The organism is Janthinobacterium sp. PSPC1-1, from assembly GCF_049897625.1.
Taxonomy (GTDB): domain Bacteria; phylum Pseudomonadota; class Gammaproteobacteria; order Burkholderiales; family Burkholderiaceae_D; genus Janthinobacterium; species Janthinobacterium tructae.
The window spans coordinates 482,600-499,366 of record NZ_JAFCWP010000003.1 but is presented as its reverse complement, the minus strand read 5'-3'; the positions used below and the strand labels follow the sequence as shown (position 1 = coordinate 499,366).

General features: G+C 62.1%; 17 protein-coding genes. 12 read left to right on the top strand and 5 right to left on the bottom strand.

The features are described from left to right. Window positions 1-22: 22 nt before the first annotated feature. Complete coding sequence (hrcA, locus tag ACP7EG_RS13335) at window positions 23-1,039, top strand: heat-inducible transcriptional repressor HrcA (RefSeq protein WP_071075245.1); 1,017 nt, start codon at window positions 23-25, stop codon at window positions 1,037-1,039. 48 nt (window positions 1,040-1,087) lie between these two features. Here the strand turns inward: hrcA and fur are convergent, their stop codons facing one another. Then, window positions 1,088-1,519 carry a ferric iron uptake transcriptional regulator gene (gene fur / locus ACP7EG_RS13330; protein ID WP_096238086.1) on the bottom strand — a complete coding sequence of 144 codons (432 nt, stop codon included), beginning with the start codon at window positions 1,517-1,519 and terminating at the stop codon, window positions 1,088-1,090. Window positions 1,520-1,715: 196 nt separating this feature from the next. On the opposite strand from fur, the gene ACP7EG_RS13325 reads away from it, so the two are divergent. From ACP7EG_RS13325 to ACP7EG_RS13315, 3 genes are read left to right on the top strand one after another with little or no spacing between them, the layout of a single operon-like run. Beyond that, window positions 1,716-2,351, top strand: coding sequence for an outer membrane protein assembly factor BamE (locus tag ACP7EG_RS13325; RefSeq protein ID WP_426088062.1), 636 nt, complete (start codon window positions 1,716-1,718; stop codon window positions 2,349-2,351). A 19-nt stretch (window positions 2,352-2,370) separates the two neighbouring features. Continuing rightward, window positions 2,371-3,180 carry a 4-hydroxy-tetrahydrodipicolinate reductase gene (gene dapB, locus ACP7EG_RS13320; RefSeq protein WP_092711959.1) on the top strand — a complete coding sequence of 270 codons (810 nt, stop codon included), beginning with the start codon at window positions 2,371-2,373 and terminating at the stop codon, window positions 3,178-3,180. Between the two features lie 8 nt (window positions 3,181-3,188). Further along, complete coding sequence (locus ACP7EG_RS13315; RefSeq protein WP_100874709.1) at window positions 3,189-3,515, top strand: barstar family protein; 327 nt, start codon at window positions 3,189-3,191, stop codon at window positions 3,513-3,515. A gap of 113 nt (window positions 3,516-3,628) precedes the next feature. On the opposite strand, the gene ACP7EG_RS13310 is transcribed toward ACP7EG_RS13315, so the two are convergent. Beyond that, window positions 3,629-4,876: a CaiB/BaiF CoA transferase family protein gene (locus ACP7EG_RS13310; protein WP_426087970.1), complete on the bottom strand. Its 1,248-nt coding sequence runs from the start codon at window positions 4,874-4,876 to the stop codon at window positions 3,629-3,631. Then, on the bottom strand, window positions 4,876-6,057 hold the full coding sequence (locus tag ACP7EG_RS13305; RefSeq protein WP_426087969.1) for an acyl-CoA dehydrogenase: 1,182 nt from the start codon (window positions 6,055-6,057) through the stop codon (window positions 4,876-4,878). The genes ACP7EG_RS13310 and ACP7EG_RS13305 overlap by 1 nt, the downstream gene beginning before the upstream one ends. Before the next feature lie 159 nt (window positions 6,058-6,216). Between ACP7EG_RS13305 and ACP7EG_RS13300 the strand changes: the two genes are divergently transcribed. After that, complete coding sequence (locus ACP7EG_RS13300) at window positions 6,217-7,122, top strand: LysR substrate-binding domain-containing protein (RefSeq protein ID WP_426087968.1); 906 nt, start codon at window positions 6,217-6,219, stop codon at window positions 7,120-7,122. Window positions 7,123-7,293: 171 nt separating this feature from the next. Here the strand turns inward: ACP7EG_RS13300 and ACP7EG_RS13295 are convergent, their stop codons facing one another. Both ACP7EG_RS13295 and ACP7EG_RS13290 read right to left on the bottom strand, forming a co-directional pair. Further along, the gene (locus tag ACP7EG_RS13295; protein WP_426087967.1) at window positions 7,294-7,659 is read right to left on the bottom strand and encodes a VOC family protein; all 366 of its coding nucleotides are present in this window, start codon (window positions 7,657-7,659) and stop codon (window positions 7,294-7,296) included. A 77-nt stretch (window positions 7,660-7,736) separates the two neighbouring features. Further along, window positions 7,737-8,525: an AraC family transcriptional regulator gene (locus ACP7EG_RS13290; protein WP_426087966.1), complete on the bottom strand. Its 789-nt coding sequence runs from the start codon at window positions 8,523-8,525 to the stop codon at window positions 7,737-7,739. A 132-nt stretch (window positions 8,526-8,657) separates the two neighbouring features. On the opposite strand from ACP7EG_RS13290, the gene leuS reads away from it, so the two are divergent. The 7 genes from leuS to ACP7EG_RS13255 all read left to right on the top strand — a co-directional run bounded on the left by leuS (window position 8,658) and on the right by ACP7EG_RS13255 (window position 16,751). Beyond that, window positions 8,658-11,297, top strand: coding sequence for a leucine--tRNA ligase (gene leuS, locus ACP7EG_RS13285; RefSeq protein WP_426087965.1), 2,640 nt, complete (start codon window positions 8,658-8,660; stop codon window positions 11,295-11,297). A gap of 2 nt (window positions 11,298-11,299) precedes the next feature. Then, the gene (gene lptE, locus ACP7EG_RS13280) at window positions 11,300-11,890 is read left to right on the top strand and encodes an LPS assembly lipoprotein LptE (protein WP_426087964.1); all 591 of its coding nucleotides are present in this window, start codon (window positions 11,300-11,302) and stop codon (window positions 11,888-11,890) included. A 10-nt stretch (window positions 11,891-11,900) separates the two neighbouring features. Further along, window positions 11,901-12,917: a DNA polymerase III subunit delta gene (gene holA, locus ACP7EG_RS13275; protein ID WP_092802781.1), complete on the top strand. Its 1,017-nt coding sequence runs from the start codon at window positions 11,901-11,903 to the stop codon at window positions 12,915-12,917. A 23-nt stretch (window positions 12,918-12,940) separates the two neighbouring features. Then, window positions 12,941-14,212, top strand: coding sequence for a glutamate-5-semialdehyde dehydrogenase (locus ACP7EG_RS13270; RefSeq protein WP_426087963.1), 1,272 nt, complete (start codon window positions 12,941-12,943; stop codon window positions 14,210-14,212). A gap of 69 nt (window positions 14,213-14,281) precedes the next feature. Beyond that, the gene (locus ACP7EG_RS13265; protein ID WP_282408301.1) at window positions 14,282-14,719 is read left to right on the top strand and encodes a CopD family protein; all 438 of its coding nucleotides are present in this window, start codon (window positions 14,282-14,284) and stop codon (window positions 14,717-14,719) included. Between the two features lie 10 nt (window positions 14,720-14,729). Then, window positions 14,730-15,347 (top strand): 2-hydroxychromene-2-carboxylate isomerase, encoded by a 618-nt coding sequence (locus ACP7EG_RS13260; protein ID WP_426087962.1) that lies wholly within the window; start codon window positions 14,730-14,732, stop codon window positions 15,345-15,347. Between the two features lie 201 nt (window positions 15,348-15,548). Next, window positions 15,549-16,751, top strand: coding sequence for a THUMP domain-containing class I SAM-dependent RNA methyltransferase (locus ACP7EG_RS13255; RefSeq protein ID WP_426087961.1), 1,203 nt, complete (start codon window positions 15,549-15,551; stop codon window positions 16,749-16,751). The last annotated feature ends 16 nt before the right edge of the window (window positions 16,752-16,767 follow it).

Here is a 16,767-nt window from a genome sequence, read left to right as displayed (position 1 = left end):
ATATTTGCTTACCTGAGACACCATGCAACTCGATACACGTGCCCAAACACTGCTGAAAGCCCTGGTCGAGCGCTATATCGCCGACGGCCTGCCGGTTGGTTCGCGCGCCCTGTCGAAAATTTCCGGCCTGGACCTGTCGCCAGCCACCATCCGCAACATCATGGCTGATCTGGAAGAACTCGGTTATGTGTCCAGTCCGCACACCTCGGCCGGACGCATCCCCACGCCGCGCGGCTACCGCATCTTTGTCGACACCTTGCTGACCGTCCGGCATCTGGACGAGCACCTGGTGGAATCGCGCATGCGCCTGCAGACGCCGCAGCCGCAGAAAACCATCGCCAACGCGGCGCAGATGCTGTCGTCGCTGTCGCAGTTTGCCGGCGTCGTGCTCAGTCCGCGCCGCGAATCCGTGTTCCAGCAAATTGAATTTCTGCGCCTGTCCGAAAAGCGCATCCTGCTCGTCATCGTTGCCCCGGGCGGCGACGTGCAGAACCGTTTATTGCTGACGGAGGCTGATTACACGCCGGCGCAACTGGTGCAATCGGCCAATTACATCAACCAGAACTATGGCGGCCTGTCGTTCGATGCCGTGCGCGTGCGCCTGCGGGGCGAACTGCGCCAGCTGCGCGACGACATGGGCAGCCTGATGCAGGCGGCCGTGGAAGCGGGCAGCGAAGCGATGGCCGACCATAGCGACGACATGGTAATTTCCGGCGAACGCAACTTGCTCAGCGTGAGCGATCTGTCATCGAATATGCATTCGCTGCGCCAGATGTTCGACATGTTCGAGCAAAAAACGGGCTTGATGCAGCTGCTCGACGTGTCGAGCAAGGCGACGGGCGTGCAGATTTTCATCGGCGGCGAATCGAACCTGGTGCCGATGGATGAGATGAGCGTGGTGACGGCGCCGTATGAAGTCAACGGCAAGATCGTGGGAACGTTGGGGGTGATCGGACCGACGCGCATGGCCTACGAGCGCGTCATTCCGATCGTCGATATCACGGCTAAATTACTCTCTAGCGCACTCAGCCATCATTGATGCAGCTCCATGCTGCGCCAGCCGCCCCGTGGGAGCGGCCGGCAAGCGTCAGGCGGCTTTATGCGGGCAAGCCGTCTTGATGCAGTTGCCGTAGATGGCCAGGGCGTGTTCGGCGATCTTGAAGCCGCGCTCTTCAGCCACTTTTTGCTGGCGGATTTCGATCTCTTCGTCGAAGAATTCTTCGACCCGGCCACAGTCGAGGCACACCAGGTGGTCGTGGTGCGATCCTTCGTTGAGTTCGAAAATTGCCTTGCCGGTTTCAAAATGGTTGCGGTTCAGCAAGCCTGCCTGTTCAAACTGCGTCAGGACACGGTAGACAGTTGCCAAACCGACATCCATATTGTCGGCCAGCAGAATTTTATAGACATCTTCTGCTGTCAGGTGGCGTACCGGGCTACTCTGGAAGATATCGAGTATCTTCAGGCGTGGCAGGGTGGCTTTCAGACCGCTTGCCTTGAGATCACTAGGATTGTTACTCATGTTTGTTGCTCGTATGTGGGTCAGGTGCTTTATCATATAGCGTTTTGTCGGGGAGTGCCAAAATATGCATTTTTTTGGCAGGCCGGTCACTCCTGGCGTTTTGTTCATCCAATTGAGGTCATTTATGCGCGTAACACCGGCTGTATTGCCATCTCTCTGGCACCGTATTTCATTTCGAGCACCAGTCGTGGCAGGCATGGTCTGTGTCGCGCTGGTCATGTCCGGCTGCGCCAGCCGCGGCATCCTTGGCGAAAAGCCGGCAGCCAGCCAAAAAGAAGGCAAGGAAGTGGTCCCTGAGCAGGGCGCACAAACGACCACCATTACGCCGCTGCAAAAATTCATGTGGTTTTTCTCGCCGTATCGTCCTGACATTCAACAAGGCAACTTTGTCTCCGAAGAGATGCTGGCCCAGTTGAAAGTGGGCATGACGCGCGACCAGGTACGTTTCGTCCTCGGCACCTCGCTGCTGACCGACATTTTCCATGCCGACCGCTGGGATTATCCATTCCGCCTGGCCCGGGGCAGTGGCGAAACCACCAGCAGCCGCGTGGTTGTGTTTTTTGATAAAGAAGGCAAGGTGGCACGTTTCGAAGGCGGCAACTTGCCGACCGAGAAAGAATACATCGACCGCATCGCCGGTCCGTCGCCGTTCGCCAAGGTCGCCAAGGCCGACGTGCCTGCCGCCGCCGTGCCGTCGCCCGTGGCGCCGAGCGCCGTGCCCGTGCCGGCCGATGCCGCTCCTGCCATTCCTGTGAGCAAGCCTGACGTTGCACCTGCACCTGCAACGGCGCCTGCCGCCGAGCCTGCACCTGCTGCCGAACCCACCAAATAAGCTGTTGTAAGAGAATAAAATGACTGAACTGAAAATCGCCATCGCTGGTGCCAGTGGCCGCATGGGCCATATCCTGATCGAAGCCGTCAGCAACGCCCCCGACGCCGTGCTGGCCGGTGCGCTCGACCGCGCTGGTTCACCGTCCGTCGGCCAGGACGCCGCCGCTTTCCTGGGCAAGCCGGCCGGCGTGCTGATCGAGTCCGATCTGGCCACCGGCCTGGCCGGCGCCGATTACCTGATCGACTTCACGCGTCCCGAAGGCACTTTGCAGCACCTGGCGTATTGCGCCGAGCACGGCATCAAGATGATCATCGGCACCACCGGCTTCGATGACGCGGGCAAGGCGGCGATTGCCGCCGCCGCCGAAAAAACGGCCATCATGTTCGCGCCGAACATGAGCGTGGGCGTGAATGTCACCATGAAGTTGCTGGAACTGGCGGCGAAAAGCCTGTCCGAAGGCTATGACATTGAAATCATCGAAGCGCATCACCGCCACAAGGTCGACGCGCCATCGGGCACCGCCCTGCAAATGGGTGAAGTGGTGGCCGGCGCCCTGGGCCGCGACTTGAAAGAGTGCGCCGTGTACGGACGCGAAGGCGTGACGGGCGAACGCGATCCGTCGACCATCGGCTTTGCCACCATCCGCGGCGGTGATATCGTCGGCGACCATACGGTGCTGTTTGCCGGCATCGGCGAGCGCATCGAGATCAGCCACAAGTCGAGCAGCCGCGTCACCTACGCCCACGGCGCGCTGCGCGCCGCGCGTTTCCTGGCCGACAAGCCGACCGGCCTGTTCGACATGCAAGATGTGCTGTCGCTGAAGAACTGAGGAAGATCATGGCCACTGCCATCCTGAATGGAAAAGACATCACCGACGCAGCGAGCTTCCATGCGCAATGCGTGCCAGCCTTCGGTTTCCCTGAATTCTACGGCAACAGCATGGATGCCTGGGTCGATTGCCTCAGCTATCTGCGCGACGACGAAAACATGACGCAGTTCCGTTTGAAACCGAACGAAGTGCTGGAAATCGTGGTGCAGGACGCAGAGGCAATGAAGGCGCAAGTGCCGGACTTGCTGGAAGAAATCACCTTCTGTATCGCCGGCATCAATGAGCGCTATGAAGATTATGGCGAGAAGCCGGCGCTGAAGCTGGTACTCAAGTGAATAGAATCGTAGGTCGGATTAGGCCCTGCGGGCCGTAATCCGACAACATTGTTGGCTGTGCAAGTCGGATTACGCGCAAGCGCTAATCCGACCTACGTCCAGACGACCAACATTTACACCACCTTGCGTTCGCGCAAACCGTCGATCTGACTGCCATCGAGGCCCAGCCACTGCTGCAGCACCTCCTGCGTATGCTGCCCCAGCAACGGCGGCGGCAAACGGTACTGCACCGGCGAACCGGACAGGCGCACGGGATTGGCTACCAGCGCCACCGTGCCCGCCGTCGGATGCGGCATCTCCACTTTCAAGCCACGCGCCACCACTTGCGGGTCGGCAAAGACCTGGTCGATGCGGTTGACGGGGCCGCACGGCACGGCTTGCGCCTCGAACGCGCTGATCCACTCGGCCGTCGTGCGCATGACCGTGGTCTGGCGCATCAAGGGAATCAGAATCGCCCGGTTTGCCACGCGCTGCGGATTGCTCATGAAACGCTCGTCCTGTGCCCATTCCGGGTGGCCGGCGACGGCGCAAAAGCGCGAGAATTGCCCATCGTTGCCGATCGCCAGAATCATGTCGCCATCGGCCGTCGGGAAGTCTTGATACGGCACGATGTTCGGATGCGCATTGCCCATGCGCTGCGGCACTTTGCCGCCGCACAAGTAATTCGCCGCCTGGTTGCCCAGCGCCGCCACTTGCACGTCCAGCAGGGCCAGGTCGATATGCTGGCCCAGGCCCGAGCGCTCGCGTTCTGCCAGCGCCGCCTGCACGGCGATGGTGGCGTACAGGCCCGTCATGATGTCCGTTTGCGCCACGCCCACTTTTTGTGGCCCGGCGCCCGGCTGGCCATCGGGCACACCCGTGATGCTCATCAAGCCGCCCATGCCCTGGATCAAAAAGTCATAGCCGGCGCGCGCCGCATATGGCCCATCCTGGCCAAAGCCCGTGATGGAGCAGTACACGAGGCGCGGGTTGAGTGCCAGCAAGCTGGCCGCGTCCAAACCATATTGCTTCAAGCCGTCCAGCTTGAAATTTTCCAGCAAGACATCCGCTTCGGCGGCCAGCTGGCGCACCAGCGCCTGGCCTTCAGGGGCGGCCAGGTCGATGCACAAGGAGCGCTTGTTGCGGTTGGCGCACTGGAAATAGGCGGCCTCGGCGGTGTCGCGGCCGTCTGCATCTTTCAGATACGGCGGACCCCAGGAGCGCGTGTCGTCGCCGCGCCCCGGCTGTTCGACCTTGACCACGTCGGCGCCGAGGTCGGCCAGCATTTGCCCGGCCCACGGGCCGGCCAGCACGCGCGACAGGTCCAGCACGCGCAAACCGGTCAGCGGTGCGGGCCGCAGGGTGGAAGCCAAGGTGTCCATCAGTTGTTGAAGGCGGCGATGCCGGTGATGGCGCGGCCGATGATCAGCGCGTGCACATCGTGCGTGCCTTCATAGGTGTTGACCACTTCCAGGTTGACCAGGTGGCGGATGACGCCGAACTCGTCGGAAATACCGTTGCCGCCCATCATGTCGCGCGCCACGCGGGCGATATCGAGCGCCTTGCCGCAGCTGTTGCGTTTCATGATCGAGGTGATTTCCACGGCAGGCGAACCCTCATCCTTCATGCGGCCCAGGCGCAAACAGCCTTGCAAGCCCATGGTGATTTCTGTCAGCATATCGGCCAGTTTCTTTTGCACCAGCTGGTTCGCGGCCAATGGGCGGCCGAATTGCTGGCGGTCCATCGTGTACTGGCGTGCCTTCAGATAGCAGTCTTCGGCCGCGCCCAGCGCGCCCCAGGCGATGCCGTAGCGGGCGCTGTTCAGGCATGTAAATGGACCCTTCAAGCCGCGCACGTCGGGGAAGGCATTTTCTTCCGGGCAAAACACTTCATCCATGACGATTTCGCCGGTGATGCTGGTGCGCAAGCCCACCTTGCCGTGGATTTCCGGCGCCGACAAACCCTTCCAGCCTTTTTCCAGCACGAAGCCGCGAATCGCGCCTTCATCATCCTTGGCCCAGACGACGAACACGTCGGCAATCGGGCTGTTGGTGATCCACATCTTGGCGCCGGACAGGCTGTAGCCGCCCGGTACCTTGCGCGCGCGCGTGACCATGCTGCCCGGATCGGAGCCGTGGTTCGGTTCCGTCAGGCCGAAGCAGCCGATGAATTCGCCCGTCGCCAGTTTTGGCAGGTATTTCTGTTTCGTTTCTTCGTTGCCGAAGGCATGGATCGGTACCATCACCAGCGACGATTGCACGCTCATCATCGAGCGGTAGCCCGAATCGACGCGCTCGACTTCGCGCGCCGCCAGGCCGTAGCAGACGTAGTTCAGGCCGGCGCCGCCATATTCTTCGGGTATCGTCGTGCCCAGCAAGCCCAGCTCGCCCATTTCGCGGAAGATGGCTGCGTCCGTGCGGCCATGGCGGAACGATTCGAGCACGCGCGGCACCAGACTGCCCTGGCAATAGTCGCGGGCCGCTTCCAGCACGGCGCGTTCGTCGTCCGTCAGTTGTTCTTCCAGCAGCAGGGGGGAATTCCAGTCGAATACGGTTTTGCTCATCACAGGCCTCGCAGGTGAGCGCCGGTGATCGGCGCAAGATTGAATATGGCTCATGGTAGGTTCTTGCCTAGCCTTGCGCAAACGATTTTTTCGCACCCAGACATGCGTGTTACGCATATCTTGCGGCATACTGATGTTCTTTCACCGGCCGGATACCCCATGTCACGCAAAATCCCGATGCTGCAGGCGCTCAATTGTTTCGAGGCGGCCGCGCGCCACCAGAGCTACACGCACGCGGCGCGCGAACTGTCGCTGACGCAAAGCGCCGTGTCGCGGCAGATTTCATCACTGGAAAGTTTTCTGGGCGTGCAACTGTTCCAGCGCACGCGCCATGGCGTGTTGCTGACCAGCGCCGGCGCCGCGTATGCGCGCCAGATCGCGGCACGCCTCGATGGCCTGGAGCGCGACACGCTCGACACCATGGCGCGCCAGGGCGGCGGCGGGGTATTGCAGCTCGCTTCCGTGCCCACGTTTGCCACGCGCTGGCTGATGCCGCGCCTGGGCTCGCTGGCAGGGCTGCACCCCGACATCGTCGTGCATATCGACGCGTATACAAAACCGTTCATGTTTGCCGATACGGAATACGACGGCGCCCTGTACGCGGGCACGCCCGAGCAGCTGGCGCGCTGGCCCGGCACGCGCGCCACTTTGCTCATGCACGAAGAAATCGTGCCCGTCGCCAGCCCGCGCCTGCTGGCGGCGCGCAGTCAGTGGCAGCCGCAGGATGTATTGGAACTGACCTTGCTGCAACAAAGTACGCGCCCGGGCGCCTGGCGCCAGTGGTTTGACGCCATGCAGGTCGAGGGCGAAGGGCGTGATGGGGCGCATTACGGCGCCCGCTACGAACTGTTTTCCATGCTGGCCATGGCGGCCGTGCAGGGGCAAGGGGCAGTCCTGCTGCCGCGCATGCTGGTCGAAGCGGAACTGGCGCGTGACGAACTGCGCATCGTCTGCGAGCGCCCACTGCGCGGCCAGCGGGCGTATTACCTGATCACGCCTGAAACGGCGCATGAAAAGACGGCCTTGCAGCAATTGCGCGCCTGGCTGCAGGACGAAGCGGCTTAGAGCCTATCCCAGTAGATGAATACATCCCCTGCTGGCGCCCCTCAGAAGCGGGGACTGGCCGTCATGCATGACTTGCCTCGTCGTCGCGTGGCTCGCCACGCGTCCTCCTCACGCCTTGTCCGCGCTCCTGATGAACTGCCAGCAGAAGACGCTCCCTACTGGGATAGGCTCTTAAACGACTTTGCCGGTCTCGAAATGGGGATTGTCGATCAGGCCGATCTGGTTGCCGAACGGGTCGAGCAACTCCACCGTGCGGATGCCGTCGCCCACGTCCGTGATCGGATGGTGCAGGGTGCCGCCCAGCGCAACGATGCGCTCGACTTCCTGCTCGATGCCGTCCACGCCCCAGTACGTCACGCTGCCTTGCGTGCCTGGCTCGCCGCCCGGCATCAGCCCAAGTTCGAAGCCGCCAATGGCAAAACCCACATAAAACGGCTGGTCGAAATACGGCGCCGTGTTAAATACCTGGCTGTACCAGGCTTTGGCCTGGTCCAGGTCGGGGACGGGATAGGTGACGGTGCGTAAGCCCTTGATCATGTTCTGCTCCTGGTGAATGAAGAATAACGCCATCATGCCACCGGCGCGTGCGGGGCGATTGGAAAAATGGAAGGTGCTCAGGCGCGCCGGCCCGTCAGCCACGCCTCGGGCGAACTGTGCGCGAAATCCTGGAAGTCGCGGATCAGGTGCGACTGGTCGAAATAACCGAATTGCAAGGCCACTTGCGCCCAGTCCGGCTGCCCCGCCAGGTTTTGCATGCCGGCGCTGGCAGCGCGAAAACGGCAGATACGGGCAAACAATTTCGGGCTGATGCCGACGTGCTGGCGAAATTGCAGCGCCAGGTGCTGGCGCGACACACCCAATTGCGCGGCCAGTCCCTCCACGCGCACCTGGCCGGACGCTGCCTCAATGGCCGCGATGGCATGTTCGGCCGCGCCGGCCTGGCGCCGTGGCGGCGCGCTGCGCAGGCGCAGCAGCAGATATTCTTGCAAAACAGAAACTCTTTGTGCATTCGACAAGGGCTCGCTCCACAGCGCCTCACCCAGGCGTGCCGCCAGCTCGCGGCCCCACAGTTGCTGCAGTCCCGTGCGGCCATCGCTCAGTTCGCACAGGGGCAGCTGGAAGAAGGACGCCGCCGCGCCCGGCCTGAAGCGGGCCGCCACCGTCTGCACCAGTCCCAGGCTGGCGACGGCAATCGGCGCCGTCATCATGCCCACGGCAAAGCTGGCATCCTGCTGGTCCTGGCACAGGATGTCGATGCAATTGTCGGGCAAGACCTGGTGCGTGACAGGTGTGGCGCCCGTCTGCACGCGACAGGTCCAGACGCAGTCCAGCCACGGCCGCAGGGCGGGAATGGGCAGATATTCCTGGTAGACGATCATGGCCGGCTTTGATGCAAAGAACAAGATTGCCCATATATTACACAGCATAATTGTGCGCCGGCCAAAATTTGCCAGGCCGGGCCGCCAGCGCGCCGCGCTATCGGGCGGCGACAACCAGTATAATGCTCGGTTCATATCCACTATTGGCCGCACATCATGCAAGATAAATATAGTCCCGCCGACGTCGAACAAGCCGCCCAATCGCACTGGAAGGCGATCGACGCCTACAAAGCCGTCGAACACGACCCGCGTTTCCCAAAAGGCAAGTATTTTGCCTGCTCGATGCTGCCTTACCCTTCGGGCAAGCTGCACATGGGTCACGTGCGCAACTATACGATCAATGACGTGATGTACCGCTACCTGCGCATGAACGGCTACAACGTGCTCATGCCGATGGGCTGGGATGCGTTCGGCATGCCGGCGGAAAACGCGGCCATGGCCAACAACGTGCCGCCCGCGCAATGGACGTATTCGAATATTGCCCACATGAAGCAGCAGATGGAATCGATGGGCCTGGCCATCGACTGGTCGCGCGAAATGACCGCCTGCAAGCCCGAATACTACAAATGGAACCAGTGGATGTTCCTGAAGATGCTGGAAAAAGGCATCATCTACAAGAAGACCGGTACCGTGAACTGGGATCCGATCGACCAGACCGTGCTGGCCAACGAGCAAGTGGTCGATGGCCGCGGCTGGCGTTCCGGCGCGCTGATCGAAAAGCGCGAAATCCCCATGTACTACGCGCGCATCACCGATTACGCGGAAGAGTTGTTGGCGTATGTCGATGACAAGCTGCCGGGCTGGCCCGAGCGCGTGCGCACCATGCAGACCAACTGGATCGGCAAGTCGACGGGCGTGCGCTTCGCTTTCCCGCATGCAATCAAGGATGCCGAAGGCGCCCTGATCGGCGACGGCAAGCTGTATGTGTTTACCACCCGCCCTGACACCGTCATGGGCGTGACCTTCTGTGCCGTGGCCGCCGAGCATCCGCTGGCCCTCCACGCCGCGCAAAGCAATCCTGCACTGGCCGCCTTCAACGCCGAATGTAAACTCGGTTCCGTGATCGAAGCGGACATGGCGACGATGGAGAAGAAGGGCATGCCGACCGGCCTGTTCGTCACCCATCCGTTGACGGGCGCGCAAGTGGAAGTGTGGGTCGGCAATTACGTGCTGATGACCTACGGCGATGGCGCCGTGATGGGCGTGCCGGCGCACGACGAGCGCGATTTCGGCTTTGCCAAGAAATACAATCTGCCGATCAAGCAAGTGATCGAAGTCAAGGGTCAGAAATTTTCGACCGATGCGTGGCAGGAATCGTATGGCAGCAAGGACGGCGTCTGTGTCGCCTCCGGCAAATACGACGGCCTGCATTTCGCGTCCGCCGTCGATGCGGTGGCCGCCGACCTGGCAGACCTGGGTCTGGGCGAAAAGAAAACCACGTTCCGCCTGCGCGACTGGGGCATTTCGCGCCAGCGCTACTGGGGCACGCCGATCCCGATGATCCATTGCCTTGACTGCGGCGTGGTGCCGGTGCCGGAAAAAGATTTGCCGGTGGTGCTGCCGGAAGACTGCGTGCCGGACGGCACGGGCAACCCGCTGAACAAGTATGAAGCCTTCCTGCAGTGCGACTGCCCGCAGTGCGGCAAGCCGGCGCGCCGCGAGACGGACACCATGGATACCTTCGTCGATTCGTCGTGGTATTACATGCGCTATACCTCGCCAGGCTCGAACGACGCCATGGTCGACGCGCGCAACGATTACTGGATGCCGATGGACCAGTACATCGGTGGCATCGAACACGCCGTCATGCACTTGTTGTACGCGCGCTTCTGGACCAAGATCATGCGCGACTTCGGCCTGGTCAAGTTCGACGAGCCGTTCGTCAATCTGCTGACGCAAGGCATGGTGCTCAACGAAACATATTATCGCAAGGACGCGGTGGGCAAGACCACCTGGTTCAACCCGGACGACGTGCGCCTGTCGCTCGATGACAAAGGCCGTCCGCAAAGCGCCGTCCTGGTGGCCGATGGCCAGCCGGTGGAAATCGGCGGCACGGAAAAAATGTCGAAGTCGAAGAACAACGGCATCGACCCGCAAGCGCAGATCGAGCAGTACGGCGCCGACACGGCCCGTCTGTTCACCATGTTCGCCTCGCCGCCGGAACAGACGCTGGAATGGTCGGGCAGCGGTGTCGAAGGCGCGAACCGCTTCCTGCGCCGCGTGTGGAACTTCGGCTACGCCCAGTCGGCCACGATCCAGGCCGCACTGGCTGGCGGCGCGGCACCGGCCACGGGCGACGCGCAGAAAAACCTGCGCCGCGAATTGCACAAGCTGCTGCAGCAAGCCGATTACGACTTGAAGCGCATCCAGTACAACACCGTGGTGTCGGCCTGCATGAAGATGCTCAATACCCTGGAATCGGCCAAGCTGGACGATAGCGCGCAGTCGAAGGCCCTGATCGCCGAAGGCTTCTCCATCTTCCTGCGCCTGCTCAATCCTGTCGCGCCGCACATCACCCACGTGCTGTGGCAGGAACTGGGCTACGCGGGCGTGCACGGCGACCTGCTGAACGTCGCATGGCCGCAGGTCGACCCGCAAGCGCTGGAGCAGTCCGAGATCGAGATGATGATCCAGGTGAACGGCAAGCTGCGCGGCTCGATCACGGTGTCCAAGGATGCGGACAAGGCCAGCATCGAAGCGGCCGCGCTGGCGTGCGAAAGTGTGCAAAAGTACGTCGAAACCACGCCGAAGAAGATCATCGTCGTGCCAGGCAAGTTAATCAGCATCGTGGTGTAATCATGACGACTTCCTCTCAAGTATCGCTGTTGGGCCGCCGTGCCGCGCTGGCGTTGGGTCTGACTGTTTTGTTGTCGGCCTGCGGCTTTCATTTGCGCGGTTCGGATGGCAGTTTCATGCTGCCGTTCGCGACGATGTACATCGGCTTGCCCGAGACATCGCCGCTGGCGATTGGCCTGAAGCGCTATATCCGCGCCATCGGCAGCACGGAAGTGGTCGACACCAAGGATGGCGCCGACGCTGTCCTTGAGGTGCTCAGCGACCCGGAGAGGAATCGTACCAAGACCATTTTGTCGCTGAACAAAAATGGTCGCGTACAAGAGTATCAACTTGGCTATTCGATCAATTTCCGCGTCCTGGACAAGGCCGGCAACCAGTTGCTGGCACCGACGACCATTAGCCTGGTGCGTCCGATTACCTTCGACGAGTCGCAGGTACTGGCCAAGGAAACCGAGGAAGCGGCGCTGTACCGCGACATGCGCAACGACCTGGTGCAGCAGATCATGCGCCGCCTGGCCGCCATCAAGCCGGTGCTGCCGGCCATGTCGGTGGCGCCCGTGACACCGGTCGCGCCGGCCGCCCCGCAGCAGTAACGGGGACGCCATGCAATTGCGGATAGACGCGCTCGACGGGCATGTGGCCAAGCCGCTGGCGCAGCTGTATGTGATCACCAGCGACGAACACTTGCTGGCGCTGGAAGCGGCCGACAAGATCCGTCGCGCGGCGCGTGCGCAGGGCTATTCCGAGCGCGACGTGCTGACGGTGGAGCGCAGCTTCAAGTGGGGCGAACTGCTGGCGGCGAACCAGGAGCTGTCGCTGTTCGGCGATAAAAAACTGATCGAGCTGCGCATCCCTACCGGCAAGCCGGGCAAGGATGGCGGCGCGGCGCTGCAAAGCTATGCGAAAAACCTCAGCCCCGACAACCTGACCTTGATCACCTTGCCCAAGCTGGACTGGGCCACGCAGAAGGCGGCCTGGGTCGCCAGCCTGCAGCAGGCGGCCGTGTATATCGAGATTCCGAATGTGGAGCGGGCGCAGTTGCCGGCCTGGATATCCCAGCGCCTGGCCGCGCAGGGCCAGAGCGCAGAGCGCGCCAGCATCGACTTCATCGCCGAACGGGTGGAGGGCAATTTGCTGGCGGCGCACCAGGAAATTCAGAAACTGGGTTTGCTGCACGCGGCGGGCAAGCTGACGTATGAGCAAGTGCAGGATGCGGTGCTGAATGTGGCCCGCTACGATGTCTTCAAGCTGTCCGAAGCCATGCTGGCCGGCGATCCGGCGCGCCTGGTGCGCATGCTCGAAGGCTTGAAAGGCGAGGGCGAGGCGCTGCCGCTGGTGTTATGGGCCGTCTCCGAGGAAATCCGCACGCTGTTAAAATTGAAGGCCGGCATGGCACAAGGGCGCCCATTGGGCGCGCTGCTGAAGGAATACCGCATCTGGGGTCCGCGCGAGCGGATGATGGAACCGGCCCTGCGGCGCATCTCGCTGCCCGTGCTGGAAGCGGCGCTGCAGCAGGCGGCGCAGGTGGACAAGATGATCAAGGGCTTGCGCGCCAAGGGCTACGCGGGCGATGCCTGGGATGCCATGTTGCAGCTGGGCCTGAAGATCGCCCGAGGCTAGTTTTTAACTATATGGATACGAGCATGGACATCACAGAATATATGCAGGACGTGGGTACGCGTGCGCGCGCCGCTTCGCGCGCCATGGCGCGTGCCGACAGCGCCACGCGCAACCGCGCCCTGACCCTGATCGCCGCCGCCATCATGCGCGACGCGGACCTGCTGCGCGCGGCCAACCAGCGCGACCTCGATGCGGCTGCTGCCGCCGGCCTGGCACCGGCCATGCTGGACCGTCTGACCCTGTCCGACGCCGCCATTGCCACCATGGTCGAAGGCTTGACGCAAATCGTCGCGCTGGCCGACCCGATCGGCGAAATCTCGAACATGAAATTCCGTCCGACGGGCATCCAGGTGGGCCAGATGCGCGTGCCGCTGGGCGTCATCGGCATCATCTATGAAGCGCGTCCGAACGTGACGGTAGACGCGGCCGGCCTGTGCATCAAGAGCGGCAACGCGACGATTCTGCGCGGCGGCTCGGAAGCGATTCATTGCAACCGCGCGCTGGCCAAGCTGGTGGCCGAGGGCTTGCTGGGAGCAGGCCTGCCGGCCGATGCCGTACAAGTGATCGACACCACCGACCGCGCCGCCGTCGGCGCCCTCATCACCATGCCGCAATACGTGGACGTCATCGTGCCGCGCGGCGGCAAGGGCCTGATCGCGCGCCTGATGGCCGAGGCCACCGTGCCGATGATCAAGCACCTCGATGGCATCTGCCACGTCTACATCGACGCCAAGGCCGACATCAAGAAAGCGATCGATATCGGCTTCAACGCGAAGTGCCACCGTTACGGCACCTGCAACACCATGGAAACCCTACTGGTGTCGCGCGCCGTCGCCGCTACCGTGCTGCCGCAGCTGGCCGAACTGTACCTGACCAAGCAGGTCGAACTGCGTGCCGATCCGGAAAGCCATGCGATCCTGGCCGCCGCCGCTTATCCGCACCTGGTGCCCGCCACCGAGGAAGACTGGTCCACCGAGTACCTGGCGGCGATCCTGTCGATCAGGGTCGTCGACGGCATCGATGAAGCGATGGACCACATCAACCGGTATTCGTCCAAGCACACGGAGTCCATCATCACGGAAGACTACAGCGATGCGCTGCGCTTCCTGCGCGAAGTCGATTCCGCCTCGGTGATGGTGAACGCGTCGACGCGTTTTGCCGATGGCTTTGAGTATGGCCTGGGTGCCGAGATCGGCATCTCGAACGACAAGCTGCACGCGCGCGGCCCGGTGGGACTGGAAGGCCTGACATCGCTCAAGTACGTGGTCTTTGGCCACGGCGAAGTCCGTAAATAGTCTCTTCGCGGGTTGCCCACAAGGCGGCCCGTGCTCGCATTTTTCTCCACCTCTGACACTGGGAACCCCATGCTCTTTCTCTGGACCAAAGCCTTCCACATCATCTTCGTCATGTCCTGGTTTGCCGGCCTGTTTTATTTGCCGCGTATTTTCGTCAACCTGGCGATGGAGACGGAAACGGTGGCCACGGAACGGCTGCTGCTGATGGCGCGCAAGCTGTACCGCTTCATGTCCCTGCTAGCGCTGCCGGCGATGGTGCTGGGGCTGGCCTTGATGTGGATGCTGTACGGTGGGGGCGAAGGCCGCATGAAGATGCCGGGCTGGATGCACGCCAAGCTGACGTTCGTGGTGCTGCTGCTCGGCTACCACCACGCCTGCGGTTCCATCTTGCGCAAGTTTGAAAAAGGTCTTAACAAGCGCAGCCACACCTGGTTCCGCTGGTTTAATGAAGTGCCGGTGGTGATGCTGCTGGTCGTCGTGGTGCTGGTCGTGGTCAAGCCTTTCTAAGGGAATCGAGATGAGTGCAAGCCAGAGCAAAGTCGTGCAGTATTTCTTCGCGCCCCACTCGCCATGGACCTACCTGGGTCACGCGCGCCTGATGGCCATCGCCGCCAAGATGGGCGCACAGATCGACGTGCGCCCCTTCGACCTGGGCAAGGTCTTCAGCGTTTCGGGCGGCCTGCCGCTGGCCAAGCGCGCACCGCAGCGCCAGGCGTATCGCCTGGCCGAACTGGCGCGCTGGTCGGCCTTTTTGCAAGTGCCATTGACCTTGCAGCCAAAGTTCTTCCCCGTGTCGCCGGAAGCCTCGGCCAAGCTGATCATCGCCACGCGCCTGGCGCACGGCGTGGAGGCGTCGCTGAACCTGGCGCACGCCATCATGCGTGGCCTGTGGGCCGAAGAGCGCAATATCGGCGATGAAGAGACACTGGTGCAGATCGCGCTGGATGCCGGTTTCGATGGCCGCCAGTTGCTGAAAACGTCGGAGACGGCCAGCGTGCAGGCCGAATACGATGCCAACACGGAAGCGGCGACTGCCGCCAGCGTCTTCGGCTCGCCGTGGTACATCGTCGATGGCGAAGGGTACTGGGGCCAGGACCGCCTCGATTTTGTCGAGCGCGCGCTGGAGAGGTTGTAGGTCGGATTAGCGCTACGCGCGTAATCCGACAGGCGCAGTGTGCGGCATGTCGGCTTACGCCCTGGCGGGCTAAGCCGACCTACGCCGACCTACGCCGACCTGCGCAAGATATTGGATGTAGGTCGGATTAGCGCTGCGCGCGTAATCCGACAAGTTTTGAAATTTTTAGTTAATTGTTTTTCAACGGATAAAAGGTACACCATGGCTTCATATTTTTGCCCATGCCCGCGCGGCATGGAAGCGGCGCTGGCCGAGGAACTGGGCGAGATCGCCCTGGATAGTTCGACCATGAAGGTCCATAACCAGGTACCGGGCGGCGTACATTGCTCGGGCGACCTGCTGGACTCCTACCGCATCAACCTGCATTCGCGCATCGCTTCGCGCGTGCTGATGCGCATGGCCCATTCCGGCTACAAGACGGAAAACGATATTTATGATCTGACCCTGGCGCAATCCTGGGAAGACTGGTTCGGCGTGCACCACACGATTCGCGTTGACGTTACGGCCGTGAAATCGCCGCTGCGCAGCCTGGAATTTACCACCCTGAAAATCAAGGATGCGATCTGCGACCGCTTCCGCGACCAGTTCAACGAGCGTCCATCGGTCAACACCAAGACGCCGGACATGCGCATCGTCGGCTTCCTCGACGCGCACACGTTTACCGTGTATCTCGATACCTCGGGCGAAGCCCTGTTCAAGCGCGGCTGGCGCGAAGAGACGGGCGACGCGCCGCTGCGCGAAAACCTGGCCGCCGGCCTGCTGCGCGTGTCGGGCTGGAAGCCGGGCATGGTGCTGTTCGACCCGATGTGCGGTTCCGGTACCATCCTGGCCGAAGCGGCGCAGATGCTGCAGGGCATTCCGCCGGGCGCCACGCGCCAGTTCGCCTTTGAAAACTTCCACGACTTCGATCCTGCGCCGTGGAATGCCATGAAAAACGCCATCAAGGTCAATCCGCTGCCAGCGGAACCGACGATTTTCGGCAGCGACATTTCGGGCGACATGGTGGCCATGACGCGCCATAACCTGCGTTGCGCCGGCGTGCGTTTCGACGTGCCCTTGAAACAGATCGAGGCGCAGGAAGTCAAGCCGCCAAGCGACGTGCCAGGCATCATGCTGACCAACCCGCCGTACGGCGAGCGTATCGGCGTGCGCGGCGACAGCACCATCCCGGAAGATGAATTGTCGACCTCCTTCTATTCGGCCATGGGCACGACCCTGAAGCAGCGCTTCGCCGGCTGGACCGTGTTCCTCTTCACGGCCGACCTGGGCTTGCCCAAGCTGCTGCGGTTGAAGGAAGCGCGCAAGACGCCTTTCTTCAACGGCGCGCTGGAATGCCGTTTGTTCCGCTTTGATATGGTCGCAGGTTACAACCGCCGCGAAGAAGCCAAGCCGAAAAACATCTGATTAAACCTACTGCGCG

Coding starts and splice junctions, on each gene's coding strand:
- hrcA (WP_071075245.1), top strand. CDS start 23: ATGCAACTCGATACACGTGCCCAAACACTGCTGAAAGCCCTGGTCGAG.
- fur (WP_096238086.1), bottom strand. CDS start 1,519: ATGAGTAACAATCCTAGTGATCTCAAGGCAAGCGGTCTGAAAGCCACC.
- ACP7EG_RS13325 (WP_426088062.1), top strand. CDS start 1,716: ATGGTCTGTGTCGCGCTGGTCATGTCCGGCTGCGCCAGCCGCGGCATC.
- dapB (WP_092711959.1), top strand. CDS start 2,371: ATGACTGAACTGAAAATCGCCATCGCTGGTGCCAGTGGCCGCATGGGC.
- ACP7EG_RS13315 (WP_100874709.1), top strand. CDS start 3,189: ATGGCCACTGCCATCCTGAATGGAAAAGACATCACCGACGCAGCGAGC.
- ACP7EG_RS13310 (WP_426087970.1), bottom strand. CDS start 4,876: ATGGACACCTTGGCTTCCACCCTGCGGCCCGCACCGCTGACCGGTTTG.
- ACP7EG_RS13305 (WP_426087969.1), bottom strand. CDS start 6,057: ATGAGCAAAACCGTATTCGACTGGAATTCCCCCCTGCTGCTGGAAGAA.
- ACP7EG_RS13300 (WP_426087968.1), top strand. CDS start 6,217: ATGTCACGCAAAATCCCGATGCTGCAGGCGCTCAATTGTTTCGAGGCG.
- ACP7EG_RS13295 (WP_426087967.1), bottom strand. CDS start 7,659: ATGATCAAGGGCTTACGCACCGTCACCTATCCCGTCCCCGACCTGGAC.
- leuS (WP_426087965.1), top strand. CDS start 8,658: ATGCAAGATAAATATAGTCCCGCCGACGTCGAACAAGCCGCCCAATCG.
- lptE (WP_426087964.1), top strand. CDS start 11,300: ATGACGACTTCCTCTCAAGTATCGCTGTTGGGCCGCCGTGCCGCGCTG.
- holA (WP_092802781.1), top strand. CDS start 11,901: ATGCAATTGCGGATAGACGCGCTCGACGGGCATGTGGCCAAGCCGCTG.
- ACP7EG_RS13270 (WP_426087963.1), top strand. CDS start 12,941: ATGGACATCACAGAATATATGCAGGACGTGGGTACGCGTGCGCGCGCC.
- ACP7EG_RS13265 (WP_282408301.1), top strand. CDS start 14,282: ATGCTCTTTCTCTGGACCAAAGCCTTCCACATCATCTTCGTCATGTCC.
- ACP7EG_RS13260 (WP_426087962.1), top strand. CDS start 14,730: ATGAGTGCAAGCCAGAGCAAAGTCGTGCAGTATTTCTTCGCGCCCCAC.
- ACP7EG_RS13255 (WP_426087961.1), top strand. CDS start 15,549: ATGGCTTCATATTTTTGCCCATGCCCGCGCGGCATGGAAGCGGCGCTG.